Here is a 22,784-nt window from a genome sequence, read left to right as displayed (position 1 = left end):
GTGTCGGTGCCCTCCACCTCGAAGCCCGCGTCGGCGATCATCGCCAGGTCGTCCTTCCCCCCGCACCGCTACTCTCGCCCCATGAACGCCACTTGGGATCCTTCCGCACCGGGCGTGATGCGCCTTCCGTCGGGCCGGTTCATCCGCGGCCGGGGGCTGCGCCACCCCCTCCCGGAGGGGCCCGAGCCCGACTTCGGGCTGTATCTGCTGGGCCATCAGCCGCCCTCGGTCGGCTGGGAGGCCCGCTGGCTGCGCTGGCCCGACTTCCGGCTCCCGTCCGACCGTGCGGCGGCCGCCGCCGCGCTGCGGGAGGCGTGGGAGCGCTCCGCCGATGAGCGGGTCGAGGTCGCCTGCGGCGGTGGCCGCGGCCGCACCGGTACGGCGCTGGCCTGCGTCGCGGTGCTGGACGGCGTACCGCCCGGGGACGCGGTGGCTTACGTACGCGAGCACTACGCGGCCCGCGCCGTGGAAACGCCCTGGCAGCGCCGCTACGTCACAAGGTTCGGGCAGCCCGCGGCCACCGGGTGACACCGGGCGCCGACCCCGGCGGCAAAACTTCGTTGAGGGCCGGAATGAGCGCGGCATAGTGTCGGCGTCATGACCAAAGCGCCGGACACCGATTACCCCAAGGAATGGCCCGCCGTGGCGGCGGCAGCCGTCACCGTCGTGCTGTGGGCCTCGGCCTTCGTCTCCATCCGCAGCGCGGGCTCGGCCTATTCGCCCGGTGCCCTGGCGCTGGGCCGGCTGCTCGCCGGGACGGTGGCGCTGGGCGCGATCAGCCTGATACGGCGGGTGGGATGGCCGCCGCGGGCCGCCTGGCCGGGAATCGCCTGCTCGGGTTTTCTGTGGTTCGGCGTCTACATGGTGGCGCTCAACTGGGGTGAGCAGCAGGTCGACGCGGGCACGGCGGCGATGGTCGTCAACATCGGCCCGATCCTCATCGCGCTGCTGAGCAGCAGGCTGCTGGGCGAGGGGCTGCCGCGTCCGCTGCTGTGGGGGATGGCGGTGTCGTTCAGCGGCGCGGTGGTCGTGGGGCTCTCGATGTCCGGCTCGGGCCGCTCCTCCGTGCTCGGTGTGCTGCTGTGCGTGGTGGCCGCGGTGACGTACGCGAGTGGTGTGGTCTCCCAGAAACCGGCGCTGGGACACGGCGGGGCGCTCCAGGTGACCACGTTCGGCTGTCTGATCGGGGCAGTGACCTGTCTGCCGTTCACCGGGACGCTGGTCTCGGAGGCCGCGCACGCCCCGCTGTCCGCGACGCTCAACATGGTGTACCTGGGCCTGTTCCCGACCGCGCTCGCCTTCACCACCTGGGCCTTCGCGCTGGCCCGCACCACCGCGGGCCGGATGGGCGCCACCACCTATGTGGTTCCGGCCCTGGTGGTGCTGATGTCCTGGCTGGTGCTGGACGAGGTGCCGGGCGCGCTGACGCTCGTGGGCGGCGCCCTGTGTCTGGCCGGGGTCGCGGTCTCCCGCCGCCGCACCGGCCCGGCGCGCTCGACGGTGGTGGCCACCGGCAGCCCGACGACCAGGGAGGCCACTCCGGCTGATTAGCCGCGCAGCGACACATACCGACGCATACCCGCTTCACTCGCCTGCTAGCAGCTTCAGGCGCGGCACCGTCATGATCCAGCCGTTGTACCCGAGGCCGCTTGGCACACTTTTCTGACCAAAACCGACCGCTCCTAGCCCGATATAGTCCCGGTGTGACCGATATCGCAGGGAAGAATCCAGTCCGCCACGGATGAGCGCGATGCGCGGGGGTACCCATCGGCTCATGGACACAAACGAGCAAACCTTGCTCACGCCCGATCTGCCGCCCGTGGTCGACGTGCCGGATCTGACGTTCCCCAGCGGACGTCGCACCGCCACGTCCCAGGACCCGGCGGAGCGGAACGGCGAAAAGGAATCCCCCGCGGCCTCCCCCACCCCCCAGCAGCGCCCCCTCGCGGCGTAAAGTCCGGCAACTCGGGCACTGAGCAGGCATGCGCCTTGCAGTGCTCGACATAGGTTCACGTGCCGTTCACCTGAAGATTGCCGACCTCGTTCCGGGCGGACCGCCCGAGCCGGTGACCACGCTCAAGCAGTCGGTCCACCTGGCCGAGGCGACCGATCACCAAGGCGTGATCAACCAGGACGCCATACGCCGCCTGGTCAGCGCCGTGGCCGAAAGCCAAGCGGTCGCGACGGCGCACCAGGTCGACGACCTGGTGCCGCTGGCCACCTCCGCGGTGCGCGACGCGGCCAACCGCACGACGGTTCTCGCCGCGATCGAGGACGCCACCGGAATCCGGGTGCGCTTCTTCAGCGGCGAGGAAGAGGCACGGCTGACCTTCCTGGCCGCGCGCGGCTGGCACGGCTGGTCGGCCGGGCGGATGCTGCTGCTCGACATCGGCGGCGGCTCGATGGAGCTGGCCTGCGGCAGCCGTACGGAACCCGCGGTGGCGCTCTCGCTGCCGCTCGGGGCCGGCCGGCTCACCCGCCACCACCTGCCCGACGAGGTCCCGGTGCACAAGCGGGACGTCGCGCGGCTGCGCGAGTACGTACGCGCCGTCCTCATGGAGGCCACGGCCGAGCTGCGCGACCAGCCGGTCCCCGTCTCCGCGATCGCCACGTCGAAGACCTTCACCCAGCTGGCACGGCTCGCCGGGGCCCCGAAGCCGACGACCGGGGCGCCGGGGCGCAGCACCCTCGCCAGCTCCGACCTGCGGACATGGATTCCGCGGCTGGCGGCGAGATCCGACGCCGAGCGCGCCCGGCTGCCGGGCATCTCCGCGTCCCGGGCACATCAGTCGCTCGCCGGGGCGATCGTGGCGGAGGCCGCCATGGAGGTGCTGGACGTGCGGCAGGTCACCATCTGCCCCTGGGCCCTGCGCGAGGGCATCCTGCTGGACCGGCTGGCCGCGCTCGGTGCGCAGCCGCTCCCCGCCGCGTTCGTACCGAGGGCCCGCGACCACACCCGCCACCGGCTGCACACCGTCTCCTGAGCTCCACCGGGCGTCCGCCGTCATCCCGGGGGATGATCGGGAAGGCCCGGAGCGTTATGCGGTGCGGCAATCTTTGGCGACGACGATGAGGACGGATGACATGCCTCTTCAGGGTGAGTACGAGCCGAGCCCGACCGCGTGGGTGCGCAACCAGGTCGAGCTGATCGAGAATTCCGGGGGCACCAAGGGCACGACGCTGCGGGGCATGCCCGTGATCCTGCTGACCACGCTCGGGGCGAAGAGCGGGAAGATCCGCAAGACGCCGCTGATGCGGGTGGAGCACGAGGGCACGTACGCGGCGGTGGCCTCGCTCGGCGGCGCCCCCAAGCACCCCGTCTGGTACTTCAACCTGCTGGCCGACCCGCGCGCCGAGCTGCGCGACGGGACGGAAGCGTGGGACATGAAGGCCCGCGAGGTCACCGGCGAGGAGAAGGCGCTGTGGTGGCAGCGCGCGGTCGCGGCGTACCCGGACTACGCCGACTACCAGGAGAAGACAGCGCGCGAGATCCCCGTCTTCGTCCTGGAGCCCGCCTCCACGCCGCACTGAGCCCCCTGACGCCGGTGAGCGGGGGCGCGGCCCCGTTCACCGCGCGTCGGCCTCCACTCGGACATCACACAACTTTCACGCAACCGGGCCCGGTGGGAACACGGTGATATGCGTCCTCGCGACAAGGGAAACCGAAGGTTAGGCTCGGGTGGCACACCTGCACCACGGCACGAAGGAAGTACCCAGCATGACCACCGCAAACAGGGGCGACCTGTCCCCGATCTACGACAGTCTCATAGCGGAACAGGGCGATGTTCCCGCGGAGGCGCGGGAAGCGGCCGAGGTGATCCAGCGGGAGGCCGCCGAGGCCCTCGACTGGAGCCGGCTGCGACCCGCCCAGGGTTCCCACCCGCACCAGAAGAGCGAGTGACGCGGGGTTCGTACCGCACCACCCCACCCAGCGGGTTCTTCGGACACGATCATGACCACCAGCGCGGCCCGGGGCTCGAGCCATCGGGCCACGCAACCGCGCGAAGACACCGGACCACCACGCGCGGTGACCGCCCTCTTCGATAAGATCCCGGCGACGCAATGGACTTGATGGCGTCGAACACTTATCGCATGAGGGGAATCAGGTGACTACAGGGGTTGAGACATTCGAGTTTCAGGTCGAGGCGCGTCAGCTGTTGCAGCTGATGATCCATTCGATCTACTCGAACAAGGATGTCTTTCTGCGTGAGCTCATCTCCAACGCCTCCGACGCCCTGGACAAGCTGCGGCTGGAATCCCTCCGGGACGGGGACCTGGAGGCGGACACCTCGGATCTCCACATCGCCCTGGAGGTCGACAAGGAGCAGCGCACGCTGACCGTGCGCGACAACGGCATCGGCATGTCGCACGATGACGTGGTGCAGCTCATCGGAACGATCGCGAACTCCGGCACCGCGAAATTCCTCAAGGAGCTGAAGGAGTCGCAGGACGCGGCGGCCTCGCAGGACCTCATCGGGCAGTTCGGAGTCGGTTTCTACTCCAGCTTCATGGTCGCCGACGAGGTGACGCTGCTGTCCCGGCGCGCGGGCGAGAGCCAGGGCACCCGCTGGATCTCCAGCGGCGAGGGCACCTACACCATCGAGCCGGTCGAGGACGCGCCCCAGGGCACCGCGGTCACGCTGCGGCTCAAGCCCGAGGACGCCGAGGACCACCTCTTCGACTACGCCTCCCCGTGGAAGATCCGGGAAATCGTCAAGCGGTATTCGGACTTCATCACCTGGCCGATCCGGATGGCCGGGGAAACCCCGAACAAGGCATCCGGGGACGAGGACGGCGAAGCGCCCGAGGACGGCGGTGCCCCCGAGCTCGAGACGATCAACTCGATGAAGGCGTTGTGGGCCCGCCCGCGGGGCGAGGTCACCGACGAGGAATACCACGAGTTCTACAAGCACATCAGCCACGACTGGAACGACCCGCTCGAGACCATCCGCATGCAGGCGGAGGGCACCTTCGAATACCAGTCACTGCTGTTCATTCCGTCCCGCGCACCGCAGGACCTGTATATGCAGGACCGTAAGCGGGGTGTGCAGCTCTACGTCAAGCGCGTCTTCATCATGGACGACTGCGAAGCGCTGATGCCGGAATACCTGCGCTTCGTCAAGGGTGTCGTCGACGCCGCGGACCTTTCGCTGAATGTCTCGCGCGAGGCCCTTCAGCAGGACCGTCAGATCCAGCTGATGCGCCGCCGGCTGGTCAAGAAGGTGCTCTCGACGGTGAAGGACATGATGTCCCAGAACGCCGAGCGGTACGCGACGCTCTGGAAGGAGTTCGGCCGCGTCCTCAAGGAAGGGCTGCTGGGCGATTTCGAGAACCGGGACGCGATCCTGGAGATCTCCTCCTTCGACTCGACCCACGACGCCGAGGAGCCGACCACCCTCCGGAGTTACGTGGAGCGGATGAAGGAGGGCCAGGAGCACATCTACTACATGACGGGCGAGTCTCGCTCGATCGTGGAGAACTCGCCTCATATGGAGGCATTTCAGGCCAAGGGGTACGAGGTGCTGGTCCTCACCGACCCCATCGACGAGCTGTGGGTCGACGCCGTCCCCGAGTTCGAGGGCAAGCAGCTGCGGTCGGTCGCCAAGGGGCAGGTCGACCTCGACGACGAGGACGAGTCGAGCGAGGGCGCGCCCGAGCGCGAGCAGCAGAAGAAGGACTTCGCCGATCTGCTGGCCTGGATGACCACGACGCTGGGCGAGCAGGTCAAGGAGGTGCGGCTGTCCTCCCGCCTCACCACCTCCCCGGCCTGCATCGTGGGCGACACCCACGATGTCACCCCGGCCCTGGAGAACATCTACCGCGCGATGGGGCAGAACGTGCCCCAGATCAAGCGCATCCTGGAGCTGAACCCCACGCATCCGCTGGTCAGCGGGTTGCGCACGGCCCACGGTGAGCGCCCGATGGACTCGGGTCTCGCGGACACGGCCGAACTCCTCTACGGGATGGCCCTGCTCGCCGAGGGCGGCGAGCTGAGCGACCCGTCGCGCTTCATCAAGCTGATGGCCGGACGCCTGGAGCAGACGCTGTGATCAGCGCGCTCCGGTGATCCGTACTCTCCGGTGATCCGTGCCCTCCGGCAGGCCGTTTCCACGGCCTGCCGGAGGGCTTTTGCCGGAACGGCAACTTCCCTCCCCCTCCCACGGGCCGCCGCCGCATGATCGTCCCAGCAGGCCCGGCAGCTCAGGCCCGGCAGCTCAGGGAGGATCCATGCACCACCGGCTGATCGACGTTCCGGATGCCCGTATCCACGGGGTGGAGGAGGGCTCCGGCCCCCTGGTCCTCCTGGTCCACGGCTTCCCCGAGACCTGGCGCTCCTGGCGCCATCAGCTCCCCGCGCTCGCCGCGGCCGGTTATCGCGCGGTGGCCATCGACGTACGGGGCTACGGGCGCTCCTCCAAGCCCCGCGAGGTGGCGGCGTACCGCATGCTCGCCCATGTCGCCGACACCGTCGGCGTGGTCCGCGCCCTCGGCGAGGAGACGGCGGTGATCGTGGGCCACGACTGGGGCTCGCCCATCGCCGCGAACTCCGCACTGCTCAGGCCCGATGTCTTCACCGCCGTGGGGCTGCTCGGCGTGCCGTACGCGCCCCGGGGCGGCCCACGGCCCAGCGAGGTGTTCGCGCGGATCGGCCGCGGTGACGAGGAGTTCTACGTCGGCTACTTCCAGCGCCCCGGCCGGGCCGAGGCGGAGATCGAGCCCGATGTGCGCGGCTGGCTCGCCGGGTTCTACGCCGCGCTCTCGGGCGACGCGGCGCCTTCCCCCGACGGCAGCCCCTTCTTCGTCCCCCGGGGCGGACGGATGCGTGACCGCTTCCCGGACGGCCCGCTGCCCTCCTGGCTCACCGAGGCCGAACTCGAAGCCTGTGCGGCGGAGTTCGAACGGACCGGGCTCACCGGGGCGCTGAACCGCTACCGCAACGCCGACCGCGACTGGGAGGATCTGGCGGCCTGGGACGGGGCGCCGCTCACCCAGCCGTCGCTGTTCCTGGCCGGGGAGCGCGACGCCTCGCTCGGCTGGCTGGCCGACGCCGTCGCGGCGTACCCCACCACCCTCCCCGGCCTGGTGTCCTCGCATCTTCTCGACGGCTGTGGCCACTGGGTGCAGCAGGAGCGGCCCGAGGAGGTCAACCGGCTGCTGATCGCCTGGCTGCGGGCGCTGGGCTGAGGCGCCCGCCCGGGGCGGCTCAGCCGAGGTGTTCGGCGGCCGCGGCCCGGATCAGCTGGCGCAGCGCGTCGTAGTAGACGCGGTGGTCGGTCATGACGGGCAGCACGACGTCCCGCTGTCCCGTCAGCACCGGGAACTCCTCGGGGTCCAGCGCGGCGAGCGCCGTACGCGCCGTGGCCCGGGCCCGCTTCTCGTCCCGGTGGTCGACGAAGGCGACGGCGCCGAGGGTGAGCAGATACAGCCGCCGGTAGACATGGACGGCCGCCGCCGGGGTCATCCCGGCGGCGATGCTGTGGGCGAGCTGGGGCTCCACCAGGCGGCTCAGCAGCTCGGGCCCGAACCAGGCGCGGCCCGCGCGCAGCGCCGCGAGGCCCGGGTGCCGGATGAGCACGTCGTAGAGCGCGGTGAAGCGGGTCTCGGTGGCGGCGGCCCAGTCGGTGTCCCACGGGACGCGGGGCAGCAGCGTGGCCAGCTGGTCGGCGCACACGTTCAGCAGACCGTCGAAGTCGCCGCAGCGGCGGAAGACCGTGGCGTGCGAGACGTCGAGCCGCTGTGCCACCGCCCGGAAGCTCAGGGCCTCCGGGCCCTCCTCGTCGATGACCGACAGGGCCGCCAGCGCGATGGTGTCCAGGGCGGGTGGTTCGACCGCGGTCCGCTTCTTCCTCACGGGTCAGAGCGTAACAGTGGTTGTTACAGTGTTTCGCATGGTTGCACATCACGACGTACAGGCCGCGGTGCGCCGCGTCGCCGGGCACGTCCGGCCCATCACGCTGGCCCCGGTGGACGAGGGTGCCTTCGGCGGGGCCGAGGGGTGGCTGGCGCTGGAGTTCCTCCAGCACACCGGCTCCTTCAAGGCGCGCGGGGCGTTCAACTTCATCGCCGCCCACGTCGAGGCGGGCACCGTTCCGGACGCGGGCGTCGTCATCGCCTCCGGCGGCAACGCCGGGCTGGCCTGCGCCTGGGCCGCGGCCCGGCATTCCATTACGGCCACGGTGTTCCTGCCCGAGACGGCGCCCGCGGTCAAGGTCGGCAGGCTGCGGGCGCTCGGCGCCGACGTGCGCCAGGTGGGCCGGGAGTACGCCGAGGCGCTGGACGCCTCGCGCGAGCACGCCGCCGAGACGGGCGCGCTGGAGTCGCACGCCTACGACCATCCGCTGATCGCGGCCGGTGCGGGCACCGTGCTGGAGGAGATCCTGCGGTCCCGCCCGGACCTGGACACGGTGGTGGTGTCGGTCGGCGGCGGCGGGCTGTTCACCGGGGTCGCGGTCTCCGCGCTGGTGCACGGCGTCCGGGTGGTGGCCGTGGAGCCACGGGGATCACGCGCGCTGAACGCGGCGCTGGAGGCCGGGGCGGTGGTCGACGTGCCCATCGATTCGGTCGCGGCGGACTCGCTGGGGGCGCGGCGCGCGGCGCCGATGGCGCTGGAGTGGGCACGCAAGGACGGGGTGCGGTCGGTGCTGGTGTCCGACCAGGACATCGTCTCGGCCCGGCAGGCCCTGTGGGACGACCGCCGGATCGCCGTGGAGCACGCCGCGGCGACGGCGCTGGCGGCATTGCGCTCGGGGGCGTACGAGACCCGGCCCGGCGAGAAGGTGGCGGTGCTGCTGTGCGGGGCCAACACCGACCCGGGGGGCCTGGCGCGCCCGTAAGGGTGCCCGTCGCGGCGGGCCCATGGCCCGCCCCTTCTGCTGATGCGGGCCCGCCCCTCCCCGGGATGCGGGAAGAGGCGGGTGGGGCGGATGGCCGTCTACTCCCCCGCGTATGCCTTCTGAAGTGCGGCGATGTCGAGCTTGACCATCCCCATCATCGCGTCCATGGCGCGCTTGGCCTTCGTCGGGTCGGAGTCGGCGATCATCTGCGTGAGAACCTCGGGAACGACTTGCCAGGACACCCCGAACTTGTCCTTCACCCAGCCGCACGCGACCTCCTGGCCGCCGCCCTCCAGGAGCCGGTCCCAGTAGTAGTCGACCTCCTCCTGGTCCGCGCAGTGGATCTGGAAGGAGATGGCCTCGTTGAAGGTGAACTCCGGCCCGCCGTTGAGCCCGACGAACTTCTGGCCGTTGATCTCGAAGTCCACGGTCAGCGCCGAGCCCGGGGTGCCGGGACCCGCGTCGGTGTGGAGCACGGTCCGCCCGAGCTTGCCGTCCTTGAAGATCGAGACGTAGTGCTGCGCCGCCTCTTCGGCCCGGCCGTCGAACCACAGACACGTGGTGAATCCGTCACTGGCCATCGGTGCCTCCTGCCGCTGGGAGTGTTTACCCGTACCGACCGGCGCCGCGCGGGAAACTCATCGCTCCTCGGCACACTGATTTCCGGTGAGATAGGCGTGCAGGTGACCGGCGCCTTCGAGCATGGCCGTGGTGCGCCGGGTCAGTCCCTCCCGGCGCTCGGCGATGACCTCGCGCAGCGCGGCGCTGCTGCCCGTACGGCGCAACCCGTCCAGCACGGGCGCGATCCGCTCCAGCGGGTAGCGGTCCTGCCGCAGCATGTGGATCACCCGGGCGTCCCGGACGTCGGCCGGGCCGAAGGTGCGGTACCGGGTGCCGCGCTCCCGCTTCGGGACGAGCAGCCCGGCCGCCTCCCACACCCTGAGCGCCGAGGTGCGGACGCCGAGGTACGCGGCCACCTCGCCGATGCGCAAGGCCCCCCGCGGCACGTCCAGGGTCTCGGGGGTCTGGCCTGCGACCGCTTCCAGCGCCTCGCCCGCGGCCTTCAGGGACAGCCGCTGCTCGTGCAGGGCCGCGTGGGCGGCGTCCACGAGGCTGAGCGCCAGCGGTACGTCCCCGGAGTGCACCGCCCGCATCACCGCCCGGGCGGTCTGCTGTCCGTACCCCGGGACGAGCGCGTCGTAGGTGACCAGCGCCCGGCGATGGCGGGTGTCGAGCCTGCGGTAACCGGCCGGGGTGCGGGATGCCGGGGGCAGGACGCCCGCGTCGACGTAGTTGCGGATCTGCTGGGTCGAGATCCCGGCGGAGCGTGCCAGATCGATGGGGCGCAGCGGTTCTTCGGGGCGGCTCATGCGGTGAGCCTATCCCCAGCGCGTTCATGGCGAGTTGAGGGTTTTCCGCTCTCACGGCCCGTCCACGTGGCACGAGATGGCGAAAAGTCTCTACGCGGCACTTCAATGAAACACTTGAAGGCATGGATGTCAGTGACAGCGACGACATACGACACCACCGCGCCGCGGACGGCCACGATGTGATCCAGGTCCGCGGGGCCAGGGAGAACAATCTGCGGGATGTCTCCCTCGACATACCCAAGCGACGGCTCACCGTCTTCACCGGAGTCTCCGGCTCCGGCAAGTCCTCGCTCGTCTTCGACACGGTCGCCGCGGAGTCACAGCGGCTGATCAACGAGACCTACTCGGCGTTCGTCCAGAACTTCATGCCGACGCTCGGCCGCCCGGATGTCGACGCGCTGCGCAACCTCAGCGCCGCGATCGTCGTCGACCAGGAGCCGATGGGCACCAACTCCCGTTCCACCGTGGGCACCGCGACCGACGCCCACACCATGCTGCGGATCCTGTTCAGCCGGATCGGCAGCCCTCATGTGGGTCCGCCGCTCGCCTTCAGCTTCAACACGGCCGAGGGCATGTGTCCGCGGTGCGAGGGGCTGGGCCGGGTGTCGGAGATCGACATCGGCCAACTGGTGGACCGGGAGCGGTCGTTGAACGAGGGGGCGATCACCGTCCCCGGATTCGGGGTGGACACATGGTACTGGCAGCTCTTTGCGCACTCCGGCCTTTTCGACCCCGATGCCCCGCTGCGGGACTACACCTCCGAGCAGTGGGAGAGCTTCCTGCACAAGCCCGCCACCAAGATCAAGGTGGGCCGGAACAACCTGACCTACGAGGGGCTGGTCACCAAGGTCCGGCGGCTGTACCTGGCCAAGGACCGGGAGACGATGCAGGCCCAGGTGCGCGCGTTCGCGGACCGGGCGGTCGCGCTCGCCCGCTGCCCCGACTGTGAAGGATCCCGGCTGAACGAGGCCGCCCGGTCCTGTGCGGTCGACGGCCGCACCCTCGCGGAGTGCTCGGCGATGCAGATCAGCGACCTGGCCGCGTTCGTCCGGGGCATCGGGGACGACACGGTCGGGCCGGTCCTGGAAACCCTCCGGGACACCCTGGACTCGCTGGTGGAGATCGGTCTGGGGTATCTCAGCCTGGACCGGGAGTCCGGCACGCTCTCCGGTGGCGAGGCGCAGCGGGTGCGGATGGTCCGCCACCTCGGTTCGAGTCTGTCGGATGTGACGTACGTCTTCGACGAGCCCACGGTGGGCTTGCATCCGCATGACATCCGGCGCATGAACACCCTGCTGCTCCAGCTGCGCGACAAGGGCAACACGGTGCTGGTGGTGGAGCACAAGCCGGAGACGATCCGGATCGCCGACCATGTGGTGGACCTGGGCCCCGGCGCGGGTACGACGGGCGGGCAGATCTGTTACGCGGGCGATCTGGCCGGGCTGCGGGCCTCCGGCACCCTGACGGGCGACTACCTCGGCCACCGGGTGAGCCTGCGCGACAAGGTGCGGGAGCCCCGCGGGCGGCTGCCGATCACCGGCGCCCGGCTGCACAATCTGCGGGATGTGAGCGTGGACATCCCCCTCGGGGTGCTCACGGTCGTCACCGGGGTCGCCGGGTCCGGCAAGAGTTCCCTGATCCATGGCTCGCTCGGCGGACGGGACGGGGTGATCGTCGCCGACCAGTCGGCGATCCGTGGCTCACGCCGCAGCAACCCGGCCACCTATACGGGGCTGCTGGACCCGATCCGGTCGGCGTTCGCCCGGGCCAACGGGGTGAAGCCGGGGCTGTTCAGCGCCAACTCGGAGGGGGCGTGCCCGCGCTGCAAGGGCATCGGGCTGACGTACACCGATCTCGCGATGATGGCCGAGGTGGCGTCGGTGTGCGAGGAGTGCGAGGGCAGGCGGTTCAAGGCGGAGGTGCTGGCGTACCGGCTGCGCGGGCGCAGCATCGGCGATGTGCTCGCCATGACGGTGACCGAGGCGCGGGAGTTCTTCACCACCGGGCAGCCGCGGGTGATCCTCGACCGGCTGATGGCGGTGGGCCTCGGCTATGTGGGGCTCGGCCAGCCGCTCACCACCCTGTCCGGCGGTGAGCGGCAGCGGCTCAAGCTCGCCATCCGCATGGCGAAGAACGGCACGACGTATGTGCTGGACGAGCCGACGACCGGGCTGCATCTGGCCGATGTGGACCAGTTGCTGGCGCTGCTCGACCGGCTCGTGGACGACGGCAACACGGTCGTCGTCATCGAGCACCACCAGGCGGTGATGGCTCATGCGGACTGGATCGTCGACATGGGTCCGGGGGCGGGCCATGACGGCGGCCGGGTGGTGTTCACCGGGACGCCCGCCGACCTGGTGGCCTCCGGCACGTCGCTGACCGCCACGCATCTGCGCGAGTACGTCGGCGGGTAGGCGGCGTCACCGGGGCGGTGGCGGGGGTGCGGGGGCCCCGGCGGGCGGGGCGATCTTCGGGTACGAGGCAGTACCACGCGGGGTGTCCGGCCCGCCGGGCGGCGCCGCTTCCCCGGTGTCCCCGGGCATCAGGGCGTCGCGGGCGGCGCCCGGGTCCCATCCCGTGTCGACCACGCGCTTCTGCACCAGCACGGCGGCGCCCAGGACCGCGAGCCCGACGAGCAGGATCAGGGCGACGCCCACCCCGCCACCGGCCTTGCCCGCGTTGCCGATGAGCGCGCCGAACCAGCCGAAGTCGGCGTCGCCGAAGGTGGTGTTCTGCTCGCCGAACGCGCCGAGCACCTTGAGCAGCAGGGCGGGCAGGAAGGTGATGAGCACCCCGTTGAGGAACGCGCCCACGACGGCGCCGCGACGGCCGCCGGTGGCGTTGCCGTAGACGCCCGCCGCGCCGCCGGTGAAGAAGTGCGGCACCAGGCCCGGCAGGACCAGCGCGAGGCCGAACGCCGGGTTGAACACCCAGGTGAGCAGCGCGAGGCTGGCCAGACCGCCGGTGAAGCTGGAGAGGAAGCCGATGAGCACGGCGTTCTGCGCGTAGGGGAAGACGATCGGCGCGTCCAGCGCGGGCAGCGCGCCCGGCACCACCTTGTTCGCGATGCCCTGGAAGGCGGGCACGAGTTCACCGAGGATCGTCCGCACGCCGAAGAGGATGACCGCGACGGCGATGCCGAACTGGAGGCCCTGCATCACCGACTGCATCACATAGTTGCCGGTGTCGGTGGCCGCGGTGGTGGCCCCGGTGTCGGTGGCGAACGCCTTGAAGGCCGTCCGCTGCCCCGCCTTGAGGAGGAAGAGCACCGCCATCACCACATAGACGATCAGCATGGACAGGGCCGTGGCCACCATCGAGTCGCGCAGGAAGCGCAGCCCCTCGGGGAGCTTCATCTCCTCGGTGCTGCGGCTGCGCTTGCCGACCACCTTTCCGGCCGCGCCCGCCACCACGTACCCCGCGGTGCCGAAGTGGCCGATGGCGACGGTGTCGCTCCCGGTGACCCGCTTGGTCCAGGGGTGGGCGAACGCGGGCATGGCCACCAGCATGATACCGAGCAGCACACCGCCGACCGCCACCACGACGACGGTGGACTGACCGGCGTTGGCCAGCACCACGGTCAGCAGTGTGGCCATGAACAGCATGTGGTGTCCGGTCAGGAACACATAGCGCAGCGGGGTGAACCGGGCCAGCAGCAGGCTGACCACGAAGCCCAGGATCATCAGCCACGCCACGCGCGACCCGAACTGCGCCTGGGCGATGCCGACGATGGCCTCGTTCGTCGGGATGACGCCGTGTGCGCCCGTGACCCCCTGGATCATCGTGCCCAGCGGGGTGAGGGAGTTGGTGACCAACCCCGCGCCCGCCCCGATGAGCAGAAAGCCGAGGGTCGCCTTGATGGCACCGCCGATGATCTGCCCGGCGGTCTTCTTCATCGCGAGGAGTCCGATGGCGGTGATGATGCCGATCAGATACGCGGGTTCGCTCAGGATCTCGTTCACGAGAAACTTCGCGGGAGTTACCAGCCAGCCCATGATGTCGCTTCTGTTCCCGTCGTCAGACGTCGTACGTGTCCCGGAGCACCGCGTCGATCTCCGCGGTGCTCGTGAAGTCCTGAACCACCTTCACCGGCCGTCCCACATCGCCCAGGGTCCTGGCGATCTCGCGGGAGGTGAACAGGGAAACGGCCTCGGACGCCTTGCCCTTCGCGGAGATGGTGTCGGTGGCCTCGACGGTGACGTACGCCGACCACCCCCAGCGGTCCAGGACCTGTTCCAGGGTGTTCTTGAGGAACAGGCTGGTGCCCACGCCGTTGCCGCACACCGTGAGGATCTTGTGCAGGGAGGGCCCGGCAGCCCGTGGCCTTTCCGTGGCGGGGCTCTGCTCGTCACCGCTCAGCACGGCGCGCAGCGCCTCGGGGGTGGGCGCCGCGGCGAGGGCGTCCGCGGTGGCGGGGTCGCCGAGCAGCCGGGCCAGGCTCGCCATCGCGGCGGTGTGCGCGCCGGAGTCCGTGGCGGCGAGGGCCACGACCAGGGTGACCGGATCGTTGGTCTCATGGCCGAAGGCGACGGGCTCGGCCAGGCGCACCCAGGACATGCCGGTCGCGCGTACGGCGGGCGAGGGCCGGGCGTGGGCGAACGCCACGCCGGGGGCGACGACGATGTACGGCCCGTTCTCCTCGACGCCCGCGATCATCTCGGCGGTGTACTCGGCGGTGGTGAAGCCCGCGTCCACCATGAGCCCGCCGGCGACCGCTATCGCCTCACGCCAGTCCGCCGCCCTCGCGTCGAGCCGCACGCACCCGACCGGTAGCAGATCCATCAGTTCGTCCATGGCGCGAAATCCTCGCATCCTCGCCATGCGCCCCGGGCGGCGAGGGGTCCTCGGGGCGCGGCCGGCCACCGGGGCGGGAGCCCGCCCAGCCCAGCAGGAAGCCCGACGGGATGGTGACCAGGCCAGGGTTGCGCAGCGGGAACCAGTGGAAGTCGCGGTCGGGGAAGACGGCGAGGGCGCCTCCCGAGATCGCCGGGGAGAAGGCCATCGTGAGGAAGGTGAGGCCGAGGCCGCCATACATCGCCCAGCGCATTCCGGTGGCGGTGAAGCCGCGCCACAGCGTCCCGTACAGCAGGACCGGCAACAGCGCGGAGGCGGCGGCCGTGAAGGTGAAGGAGATCAGGATCTGCCGGTTCCAGTGCTGGGTCACGAGGGCGACGGCGACGGCCACCACGCCGACGCCCACGATCGCCGCGCGGGCCGCGGCGAGTTCACGGGCCGCGGTGAGCCGTTCCCTGAGCACGACCTTGGCCAGTACGTCATGGGCGAGGGAGGCCGCGGCGGCGAGGGTGAGCCCGGCGACCGCCGCGAGGGTGGTGACGACGACCGCGCAGGCGACGAGGGTGAACAGCAGGCTGCGGTGGGCGGACTCGGCGGCCGGGTCGAGCGCGCGGGTGAGCAGCAGCAGGGAGTTGGTGCCGGTGGGGTCGGCGGCGCGCAGCGCCGGGAGGCCGACGATGGCCGTGGCACCGGCGCCGACGATCACGATCAGCCCGCTCAGGGCGGCGACCGCGCCGACGGCCCAGGTGGTGGCGGCGCGGGCGGCCCGCGCGCCGCGGATCGGGTGGAGCCGCATGGTGATGTGCGGCAGACAGGCCGCGCCCACGGCCAGGGTGAGCTGGACGCTGATGACCTCCAGCTTGCCGGTGAACGAGTCGCCGAACTGGCGGCCGGACTCCCAGAAGGCATCGCCGTAGCCGCTCTTGTCGGCCGCCGCGCCGAAGAGGCTCGCCGGGTTCCAGTCGAACCGCTTGACGACCAGCACGGCGAGCAGGATGAACGCGCCGAGCAGGATGACGGTCTTGAGGATCTGGATGAAGCCGGTGCCCTTCATCCCGCCGAGGGCGGCGTAGCAGACCATGAGGGAGCCGATGAAGATGGTGCAGCCGGTGACCGACGCGGTGCCGGGGATGCCGATGAGAAGGGACATCATGTCGCCCGCGCCGTTGAGCTGGACGGTGAGCAGCGGCATGGTGACCACCAGCACCAGGACCGCGGTGCCGATACGGGCCGGGCGCTCGCTCAGCCGCTCGGACAGCACGTCGCCCAGGGTGTACCGGCCGCGTCCGCACAGGGGTCCGGCCATCACCAGCAGGAACACCAGGATCGAGACCACGGTGGACACGGTGATGAGGACACCGTCGAATCCGGCGATGGCGATGGTGCCGGTGGTGCTGAGGACGGTGGCGGCCGAGATGTAGTCGCCCGCGATGGCCAGGCCGTTCTGCATCGGGCCGAGCGTGCCGGTGCCGATGTAGAACTCGGAGGGGTCGTCGCTGTCGGTGGCCGCCAGGATGCAGAGCAGGAAGGATACGGCGATGAAGCAGGCGAACAGCACGAACGCCAGGGTTCTCGGCTCGAAGTCGCCGCTCATCGCTCCCTCTCCCGGGTGCCCGCGTCGGGGGCGCGCCGGTCGGCTCGTACGAGCACGGTGACCAGGACCACCGCGTCGGCGCCCACCAGCAGGGCGCCCACCGTGAAACCGCCGCCCGCCCCGATCTCGATCCCTCCGCCCGCGGTGCAGTTGACCACCACCGCGGCCAGGTGGCAGGCCAGCGCGGCGCAGGCCGCCCGCGCCGTCCACGGCCACGGCCGCCGCCACGGTGAGGAGCGCCGCTCCCGGCGCCCCCCTCGGTGGTCCGGACGGGAGTCGGGGTACGGGCCGTGGCGGAGCTCGGGGCGGGGGCCCATCGCCTCCGGCGGGCGCGGTGGCATGACCTCGGCGGTGCGCACCGGGCGCGGATGCGTGGTCTGCCCCCATGCGTGATCGGACATGTCGTGCTCCTCGTGGCGGATCCGTCCGTTGCGGGTGGGACCGACCGCCACGACAGCAGCTCAGCGGGACCTCCGTACAGCCCGTCGAGGGACCGCGTGGCAGAAGCACATGATCCACTGACGGCCGTTGTGCACGGACACACTCTTCGTGGCCGCGAGAGGGCTCGCTGCGAGGATCCGTCACCGGATCCTCACAGTTCCCGACACCTCGGACACCTCCGGGCAGCTCCCGGGCGGCCCGCGGACGCCTCCGGACACCCGCCGGGCAGTTTCGGGCACACTCCCGGTCAGAGCGACAGCAGCCCGTACGCCGCGAGGGCGAGCGACAACTCGACGACGTCACGCGGGCGGTGCAGCGTACGCCCGGTCAACTGTTCGTAGCGGCGCAGCCGGTTGAGCACGGTGTTGCGGTGGCAGAACAGCGCACGCCCCGCCTCGCGCGCCGAACCGTCCGCCTCCAGCCAGGCCGTCAGCGTCGTCAGCAGCATGTCCCGGTCGGCGGGTTCGAGCGCCAGGACGGGGCCGAGCATGCGGTCGGCGAGCGCCGTGGCCAGGTCAGGGGAGGACACCACCAGTGCCTCCGGGTAGTGCTCCTCCAGCAACGCAGCCTCCCCGGTGGCGGGGCATGCGCGCAGCGCCGTATCGGCCAGCAGGCGGGCCGCGTTGACGGAGGCCAGGCCGGTGACGGCGGGGCTGACCCCGGCCCGGGCGCCGGGCGGCACGGCGAGCCCCCGCGCCACTTCCTGGGGGTGGACCTCCCCGAGGAGGACGATCGCGTGGGCGGTGGACTCCCCCGTGTGCCACACCGTGCGGCCGCCGCCGTAGATCTCCGGCGGGCGCGGCGCGCCGGGCGCCGAGCCCGTGTGGTCCAGCGCGACGACCGCGTAACGGCCCTGCTCGGGCAGGCCGAGCACCTCCTCCGCCTCCGGGAAGTCGCCCACCCGGGCGGTGCCGTCGAGCAGCGCCTCGACGATGATCCGGAACCGGTTCTCGCGGTGCCAGGCGAGCTGCCGTCCGACCTCGTGGTACGCCTCGGCGACGAGCGTGCAGTGCTCGTCGACGAAGTTCCAGACGTCGGCCGCCACATGCACCAGACCACGGGCGCCCACCGGATCTTCGCGCGTAGCCGACTCCACCAGCTCCTCCCAGACGACGGTGCACCCGATGCGGAAGCCGTGCAGCAGCGCGTCCAGCGGGAGGCCCTGGGCCGCGCGGTCGGCGCCGATCCGCCAGGAGACGGAGCGGGCCGTCTCCCGTGTCTCCTTGGGGTACAGCAGGGAGCGGACGTTGTTGGCCAGCGAGTCGTTGACGTCCCGCCACAGCTCGTGCGGATCGATGGAAGCGGCGCGGTAGACGGGTTCTCGCTCCCGCATCAGCGCGACCACCTCATCGGTCAGCCGGGGCAGTTCGTCGATGAGGACGCGGGCGGTCCGGTGCAGCAGGGCGACGGCCTCGGGGTCGGCCCGCGAGCGTACCGGCGGGCGGGCGGCGGGCATGCGGGGCAGCCCCCGGGCCCGGTCGGCAGACAGTCGGCTGGCAGAGCGCCCGGCGGCGGGGCCGGCGGCGCGGGAGCCGGTGACTGGGTGCATGACGGTCCTCCACCTCTGACGTGCGATGTGCCGCTCAACGCGGCATCATGAGGCCCGGTCCGCTCGGAGGCCAGACCTCTCCCGCTATTGCATCATCGGCATACCGCGTGGTCGGTGTCTTCGGACAATTCCCTTCGGCGTCGTCAGGTCCCTTCCCCTTGCCACCGGAAGCGCAGCGGTACCGTGGGGCCGCGCCGACCGTGGTGGCCGGTGCGCCCCCGACGCGAAAAGAAAGGTGCGGCAATGGCTTCCGCGCACGGCACCTCCCTGGACATCCCCACCCCCGACGGGGTTGCCGATGCCTACCTGGCCCGTCCTGACGACGGGACTCCGCATCCCGGTGTCCTGCTGTACCCGGACGCCTTCGGACCGCGCGCCACGGTCGAGGAGGCGGCCAGGCGCCTCGCCGGACACGGCTACACGGTGCTGGTGCCCAACGTCCTCTACCGCGCGGGGCGGGCGCCCGTGGTGGAGCTGCCGGAGTTCATCGACCCCTCGAAGCGGTCGGACATCTTCGATCAGCTCGGCCCGCTGATGAAGGCGCACACACCCGAGGTGGCGATGCGGGACGCCGGTGCGTACCTCGCCTGGCTCGCCGACTCCCCCCTGGTGACGGACGGCCCCGTGGGCAGCGTGGGCTACTGCATGGGCGGTGTGCTGGCGGTGCGCACCGCGGCGGCGTACCCCGAGCGGGTCGCGGCCGCGGCCAGCTTCCACGGCGGCCATCTGGTCACGGAGGCCCCGGACAGCCCGCACCGGCTCGTCGACCGGGTGTCGGCGGAGCTGTACTTCGGCCACGCCGACCAGGACCCGTCGATTCCGGCGGACCAGATCGCCGAGCTGGAACAGGCGCTGGACGCGGCCGGGGTGCGTCACCGCAGCGAGGTGTACGAGGGTGCCCACCACGGGTTCACCCAGGTCGACACCGCCATGTACGACGCCGCGGCGGAGGAGCGGCACTGGCGTGAGCTGCTGGCGCTCTTCGAGCGCACGCTGGGCAAGTAGCCCGGACGGCACCGCCGCCGGCGGCCGGTTGAACGCACCGGTCGGCGGCCGGTTGAACGCACCGCGCCTCCCTCCCGTACTCCCCGGCATGACCGCGCATCGCATCGCCGCCTCGGCCGCCGTCACCGGAACCGTCTCACTGCTGCTCACCGCGGTGGGCGCGGCGCCCGCCCTGGCCCATGGGGCACCGGTGGATCCGGTCAGCCGGACGGTGGCCTGCTCACCGGAGGGCGGGCGGGAGGCGCGGTCGGCGGCCTGCCGGGCGGCGAAGGCGGCCGGGGGCGCGGCGTTCGAGCAGTGGGACAATCTGCGCATCGCCGATGTGAACGGCAGGGACCGGCAGCGGATTCCGGACGGAAAGCTGTGCAGCGCGGGCCTCGACGGCTACCGGGGACTGGATCTGCCGCGCGCGGACTGGCCCTCGACGCGGCTCGCCCCCGGGTCCGAGCTCACGCTCGACTACAGCTCCACGATTCCGCACACCGGGACCTTCGAGCTCTATCTCACCAAGCCGGGCTACGATCCGACGCGGCCGCTGAAGTGGTCCGATCTCGACGCCGCGCCGTTCGCGAAGGTCAAGGACCCGGCGCTGACCGACGGCGCGTACCACCTCAAGGCGAAGCTGCCTTCGGACCGCCGTGGCCGTCAACTCCTGTACACGATCTGGCGCAACTCCAGTACGGCGGACACGTACTACTCCTGCTCGGACGTCGTGCTCTCCGCCGAGGCCGCGCAGTCCTCGAAGCCCTCGAAGCCCGCCCCGCAGAACGAGGCCCGGCCGGACGTCCCGGCGGACACGGCTGCGGGTGGCGAGCGGAGCGACGCCACCATGCCGCTGGTCGCGGGCGGTTCGGCCGCCGCGGTACTGACGGCCGCCGGGGTGTTCGTGACACGGCGTCGCCGCCGCTGAGTGACAGCGGCGGCGACCCGTCGGGCGGTGCGTCAGGTGATGGTGCGGTGAGCCGGACCGTACGGACTACCAGCCCTTGGTCACCCGGTGCGCGGTGAGGGAGCCACAGTTCGACCCGTAGGTGTACGTCGACTGGTTCTCGATGCCCCCGGCCCAGTCGATGCACTTGCCGCGCCCGTAGTCGTAGATGGGACCGGCGTAGGACGTGTACAGGCCGCTGTCCTGCTGCGGCTCGTCCGCGCCGTTCACGTAGAGGTACGCGAACATGTTCTTCTTCGCCCCCGCCGAGTTCCGGACGGTGACGACACAGTTCTTGCCCTTGGCGGAGTTGTACGTCAGGAAGACGGTGCCCTGGGTGCCGATCGGCGCCGAGTTCACCACCTTGTACCCGCTGCCGCAGGCCCCGTTGTACGCGGCCTTGGTCGCCGCCGAGGCGGACGGGGCCAGGACCACGCTGCCCGCGACGGCGGACGCGAGGACCGCGGTCGCGGCAACATAGCGTGAAATCTTCATATTTCCCCCTTGTAACCCTAGGGCGCTGTTTGCGTCGTCTAGGTGACATGTGGGGGCACAGGATGGTTGTACGGGAATCTGCGGGGATCAATGCGAACACCCGCTCCCCCGTTACCCCGTTCAGGCCGGGGTGCTGGCGCGGATGACGAGACGGGTGGGGAGCTCCGGCGGCGCCGCACCGGCCACGGGGGCGGACAGGACGGCGGAAGTGCCGTGGTCGGAGCGGTGATCGGTGTGATCGAGGAGCAGCCGGGCCGCCGATTCGCCCTTCTCCACGGTGGGCTGATGGACCGTGGTGAGCGGCACGACGGCGGTGGCGGCCGCGGGCACGTCGTCGTATCCGATGACGGCCAGGTCGCCGGGGACGGCGAGGCCGTGGTCCCGGACGGCCGCGCACGCACCGAGCGCGAGGGTGTCGGAGACGGCGAGCAGCGCGGTGGGGCGCGGACCCGGCGCGGTGAGCACGGTGTGCACGGCCGTGCGGATCGCCGCCAAGTCGTTCCTGCCGCATTCGATGACGGTGAGGTCGGCGAACGGCAGCCCCGCCTCGGCCCAAGCGTCGCGGTAGCCCAGCAGCCGACGGCGCAGGATCGCGCTGGTGGTGGCGAGCGCCTGGGGCCAGGTGGCCGGGCCGAGCCGGGGCTGAACGGCGAGCCTGTCGACCAGGATCACCGCCCGCCGGTGGCCGAGGCCGACCAGATGGCGGGCGGCGCACCGGGCGCCGCCGAAGTCGTCGACGGTGACGAAGCCCGCCCAGGCGTCGCCGAAGCGGTCCCGCCCGGTGTCATGGCCGGGCGAGTCCACGGCCAGCACCGGCAGTTCGCGCTTGACCAGGATGTCGAGACCGGGGTGGTCCTCCTCCACGCTGTACAGCAGCGCGGCGTCGATCACCGCCTTCTCCAGCGCCGCGAGCGGCGCGTCGGCCACCTGCTGGACGGGGGCGGTGGCGTGCCGGGCGAGCGGCCCCACGGCGGGCGGCAGGGCGAGCAGGGTCATGGTGGTGCGGCGCCGCTGGAACTCGCGGGCCACGCCCTCCAGGAAGGCGGTGGCGGCCGGGTCGGCGAAGGCGGTCTCCAGCGGAAGGGGCAGCACCACCCCGACGGTGCCGGTGCGTCCGCGCCGGAGCGAGGCGGCGGCCGGGTCGGGGCCCGCGTAACCGACCTCCTCGGCCGCCCGGAGCACGCGTTCGCGCATGGTGGCGGAGAACCGGCCGGTGTCGTTGAGGACGTTGGAGACGCTCATCACCGAGACCCCCGCCGCGCGGGCCACATCCTTCAGCGTCGCCATCCGCTCTCCCGGTTTGCTCCGGCTTCTCGTGATCGCTTGCCGCTCACCCCCATCCTATGACACTGTGCTTTATCGATACATCAACGGTGATGTGCCGCACGAGAGGGCCTTGTCCGTGAGCAGTCAGAGGCATCGCATGCTCGCCGGGGAGCCGTACGCCGCTCCCGCCCCGGCCGCCGACGCGCCGCACCAGGGCGCGACCCCCGGCCGCCCGGCCCTCGACCGCAGGACTCCCGACCGCCGGGCCCTCGACCATACGACCCTCGGCCGCCCGGCCTTCCCCCGCGAGGCCCCCGCCCCGCGCGGCATCTGAGATTCGGCCCAGGGGCCTTCCGGGCGCCGACAGCGCGCCACAGCCACAAGCATCCGACCGGCGAACGCACCGACCAGCGACCGCCTGCCGCACGGCACCCGGACAGCCCCTGCCCCGCCGACTTCCCACGTACCTCACGTACGTGAGCGATCGCACCAGCAAGAGCCAGCACGA

Annotated in this window: 23 protein-coding genes; 13 read left to right on the top strand and 10 right to left on the bottom strand. The window is 71.4% G+C overall.

Annotation, left to right across the window (positions count from 1 at the left end):
* Positions 1-81 precede the first annotated feature (81 nt).
* The 8 genes from ACH4TL_RS13105 to ACH4TL_RS13070 all read left to right on the top strand — a co-directional run bounded on the left by ACH4TL_RS13105 (position 82) and on the right by ACH4TL_RS13070 (position 7,185).
* Positions 82-528: a protein-tyrosine phosphatase family protein gene (locus ACH4TL_RS13105; protein ID WP_398317814.1), complete on the top strand. Its 447-nt coding sequence runs from the start codon at positions 82-84 to the stop codon at positions 526-528.
* A 69-nt stretch (positions 529-597) separates the two neighbouring features.
* Entirely contained in the window at positions 598-1,551 is a 954-nt protein-coding gene (locus ACH4TL_RS13100) for a DMT family transporter (RefSeq protein ID WP_398317817.1), read from the top strand.
* Between the two features lie 223 nt (positions 1,552-1,774).
* Positions 1,775-1,954: a hypothetical protein gene (locus ACH4TL_RS13095; RefSeq protein ID WP_398317820.1), complete on the top strand. Its 180-nt coding sequence runs from the start codon at positions 1,775-1,777 to the stop codon at positions 1,952-1,954.
* A 28-nt stretch (positions 1,955-1,982) separates the two neighbouring features.
* Positions 1,983-2,984, top strand: coding sequence for a Ppx/GppA phosphatase family protein (locus tag ACH4TL_RS13090; RefSeq protein WP_398317823.1), 1,002 nt, complete (start codon positions 1,983-1,985; stop codon positions 2,982-2,984).
* Positions 2,985-3,084: 100 nt separating this feature from the next.
* The gene (locus ACH4TL_RS13085; RefSeq protein ID WP_398317826.1) at positions 3,085-3,531 is read left to right on the top strand and encodes a nitroreductase family deazaflavin-dependent oxidoreductase; all 447 of its coding nucleotides are present in this window, start codon (positions 3,085-3,087) and stop codon (positions 3,529-3,531) included.
* A gap of 187 nt (positions 3,532-3,718) precedes the next feature.
* Positions 3,719-3,901, top strand: coding sequence for a hypothetical protein (locus ACH4TL_RS13080; protein WP_398317829.1), 183 nt, complete (start codon positions 3,719-3,721; stop codon positions 3,899-3,901).
* Between the two features lie 205 nt (positions 3,902-4,106).
* Positions 4,107-6,050: a molecular chaperone HtpG gene (gene htpG / locus ACH4TL_RS13075; protein ID WP_398317832.1), complete on the top strand. Its 1,944-nt coding sequence runs from the start codon at positions 4,107-4,109 to the stop codon at positions 6,048-6,050.
* Between the two features lie 178 nt (positions 6,051-6,228).
* Positions 6,229-7,185 carry an alpha/beta fold hydrolase gene (locus tag ACH4TL_RS13070; protein ID WP_398317834.1) on the top strand — a complete coding sequence of 319 codons (957 nt, stop codon included), beginning with the start codon at positions 6,229-6,231 and terminating at the stop codon, positions 7,183-7,185.
* Positions 7,186-7,204: 19 nt separating this feature from the next.
* Here ACH4TL_RS13070 and ACH4TL_RS13065 read toward each other — a convergent pair whose 3' ends face one another.
* A complete protein-coding gene (locus ACH4TL_RS13065) occupies positions 7,205-7,852 on the bottom strand; it encodes a TetR/AcrR family transcriptional regulator (protein WP_398317837.1) in 648 nt (215 codons plus the stop codon).
* Positions 7,853-7,889: 37 nt separating this feature from the next.
* Between ACH4TL_RS13065 and ACH4TL_RS13060 the strand changes: the two genes are divergently transcribed.
* Positions 7,890-8,834 (top strand): serine/threonine dehydratase, encoded by a 945-nt coding sequence (locus ACH4TL_RS13060; RefSeq protein WP_398317840.1) that lies wholly within the window; start codon positions 7,890-7,892, stop codon positions 8,832-8,834.
* A 98-nt stretch (positions 8,835-8,932) separates the two neighbouring features.
* Here the strand turns inward: ACH4TL_RS13060 and ACH4TL_RS13055 are convergent, their stop codons facing one another.
* Together ACH4TL_RS13055 and ACH4TL_RS13050 are read right to left on the bottom strand one after the other, a co-directional pair.
* Complete coding sequence (locus ACH4TL_RS13055; RefSeq protein ID WP_398317843.1) at positions 8,933-9,415, bottom strand: VOC family protein; 483 nt, start codon at positions 9,413-9,415, stop codon at positions 8,933-8,935.
* A 57-nt stretch (positions 9,416-9,472) separates the two neighbouring features.
* Positions 9,473-10,204, bottom strand: coding sequence for a MerR family transcriptional regulator (locus ACH4TL_RS13050; protein ID WP_398317846.1), 732 nt, complete (start codon positions 10,202-10,204; stop codon positions 9,473-9,475).
* Positions 10,205-10,326: 122 nt separating this feature from the next.
* Here ACH4TL_RS13050 and ACH4TL_RS13045 point away from each other — a divergent pair, with 122 nt between their 5' ends.
* Positions 10,327-12,618, top strand: a complete 2,292-nt coding sequence (locus tag ACH4TL_RS13045) for an ATP-binding cassette domain-containing protein (protein WP_398317849.1) — start codon at positions 10,327-10,329, stop codon at positions 12,616-12,618.
* Between the two features lie 6 nt (positions 12,619-12,624).
* Here ACH4TL_RS13045 and ACH4TL_RS13040 read toward each other — a convergent pair whose 3' ends face one another.
* The 5 genes from ACH4TL_RS13040 to ACH4TL_RS13020 form a co-directional block, all read right to left on the bottom strand.
* Entirely contained in the window at positions 12,625-14,199 is a 1,575-nt protein-coding gene (locus ACH4TL_RS13040; RefSeq protein ID WP_398317852.1) for a PTS ascorbate transporter subunit IIC, read from the bottom strand.
* A gap of 22 nt (positions 14,200-14,221) precedes the next feature.
* Positions 14,222-14,998 (bottom strand): PTS sugar transporter subunit IIA, encoded by a 777-nt coding sequence (locus tag ACH4TL_RS13035; protein WP_398317855.1) that lies wholly within the window; start codon positions 14,996-14,998, stop codon positions 14,222-14,224.
* Positions 14,928-16,592, bottom strand: a complete 1,665-nt coding sequence (locus tag ACH4TL_RS13030; RefSeq protein WP_398317858.1) for a cation acetate symporter — start codon at positions 16,590-16,592, stop codon at positions 14,928-14,930. The genes ACH4TL_RS13035 and ACH4TL_RS13030 overlap by 71 nt, the downstream gene beginning before the upstream one ends.
* A complete protein-coding gene (locus ACH4TL_RS13025) occupies positions 16,589-16,993 on the bottom strand; it encodes a hypothetical protein (protein WP_398317861.1) in 405 nt (134 codons plus the stop codon). The genes ACH4TL_RS13030 and ACH4TL_RS13025 overlap by 4 nt, the downstream gene beginning before the upstream one ends.
* 287 nt (positions 16,994-17,280) lie before the next feature.
* Positions 17,281-18,582: a PucR family transcriptional regulator gene (locus ACH4TL_RS13020; protein ID WP_398317864.1), complete on the bottom strand. Its 1,302-nt coding sequence runs from the start codon at positions 18,580-18,582 to the stop codon at positions 17,281-17,283.
* 243 nt (positions 18,583-18,825) lie between these two features.
* Between ACH4TL_RS13020 and ACH4TL_RS13015 the strand changes: the two genes are divergently transcribed.
* Together ACH4TL_RS13015 and ACH4TL_RS13010 are read left to right on the top strand one after the other, a co-directional pair.
* Positions 18,826-19,587, top strand: coding sequence for a dienelactone hydrolase family protein (locus ACH4TL_RS13015; protein WP_398317867.1), 762 nt, complete (start codon positions 18,826-18,828; stop codon positions 19,585-19,587).
* 88 nt (positions 19,588-19,675) lie between these two features.
* Positions 19,676-20,497, top strand: a complete 822-nt coding sequence (locus ACH4TL_RS13010; protein ID WP_398317870.1) for a lytic polysaccharide monooxygenase — start codon at positions 19,676-19,678, stop codon at positions 20,495-20,497.
* A gap of 66 nt (positions 20,498-20,563) precedes the next feature.
* Here the strand turns inward: ACH4TL_RS13010 and ACH4TL_RS13005 are convergent, their stop codons facing one another.
* Both ACH4TL_RS13005 and ACH4TL_RS13000 read right to left on the bottom strand, forming a co-directional pair.
* Entirely contained in the window at positions 20,564-21,010 is a 447-nt protein-coding gene (locus tag ACH4TL_RS13005) for a spore-associated protein A (protein WP_398317873.1), read from the bottom strand.
* 120 nt (positions 21,011-21,130) lie between these two features.
* Positions 21,131-22,297, bottom strand: coding sequence for a LacI family DNA-binding transcriptional regulator (locus ACH4TL_RS13000; protein WP_398317876.1), 1,167 nt, complete (start codon positions 22,295-22,297; stop codon positions 21,131-21,133).
* 115 nt (positions 22,298-22,412) lie between these two features.
* Here ACH4TL_RS13000 and ACH4TL_RS12995 point away from each other — a divergent pair, with 115 nt between their 5' ends.
* Positions 22,413-22,610 carry a hypothetical protein gene (locus ACH4TL_RS12995; protein WP_398317879.1) on the top strand — a complete coding sequence of 66 codons (198 nt, stop codon included), beginning with the start codon at positions 22,413-22,415 and terminating at the stop codon, positions 22,608-22,610.
* The last annotated feature ends 174 nt before the right edge of the window (positions 22,611-22,784 follow it).

Source organism: Streptomyces sp. NPDC021115, assembly GCF_044333065.1.
Classification (GTDB): Bacteria; Actinomycetota; Actinomycetes; order Streptomycetales; family Streptomycetaceae; genus Streptomyces.
The sequence above is the reverse complement of the archived record's forward strand: the minus strand, read 5'-3'. Positions and strand labels throughout refer to the sequence as shown.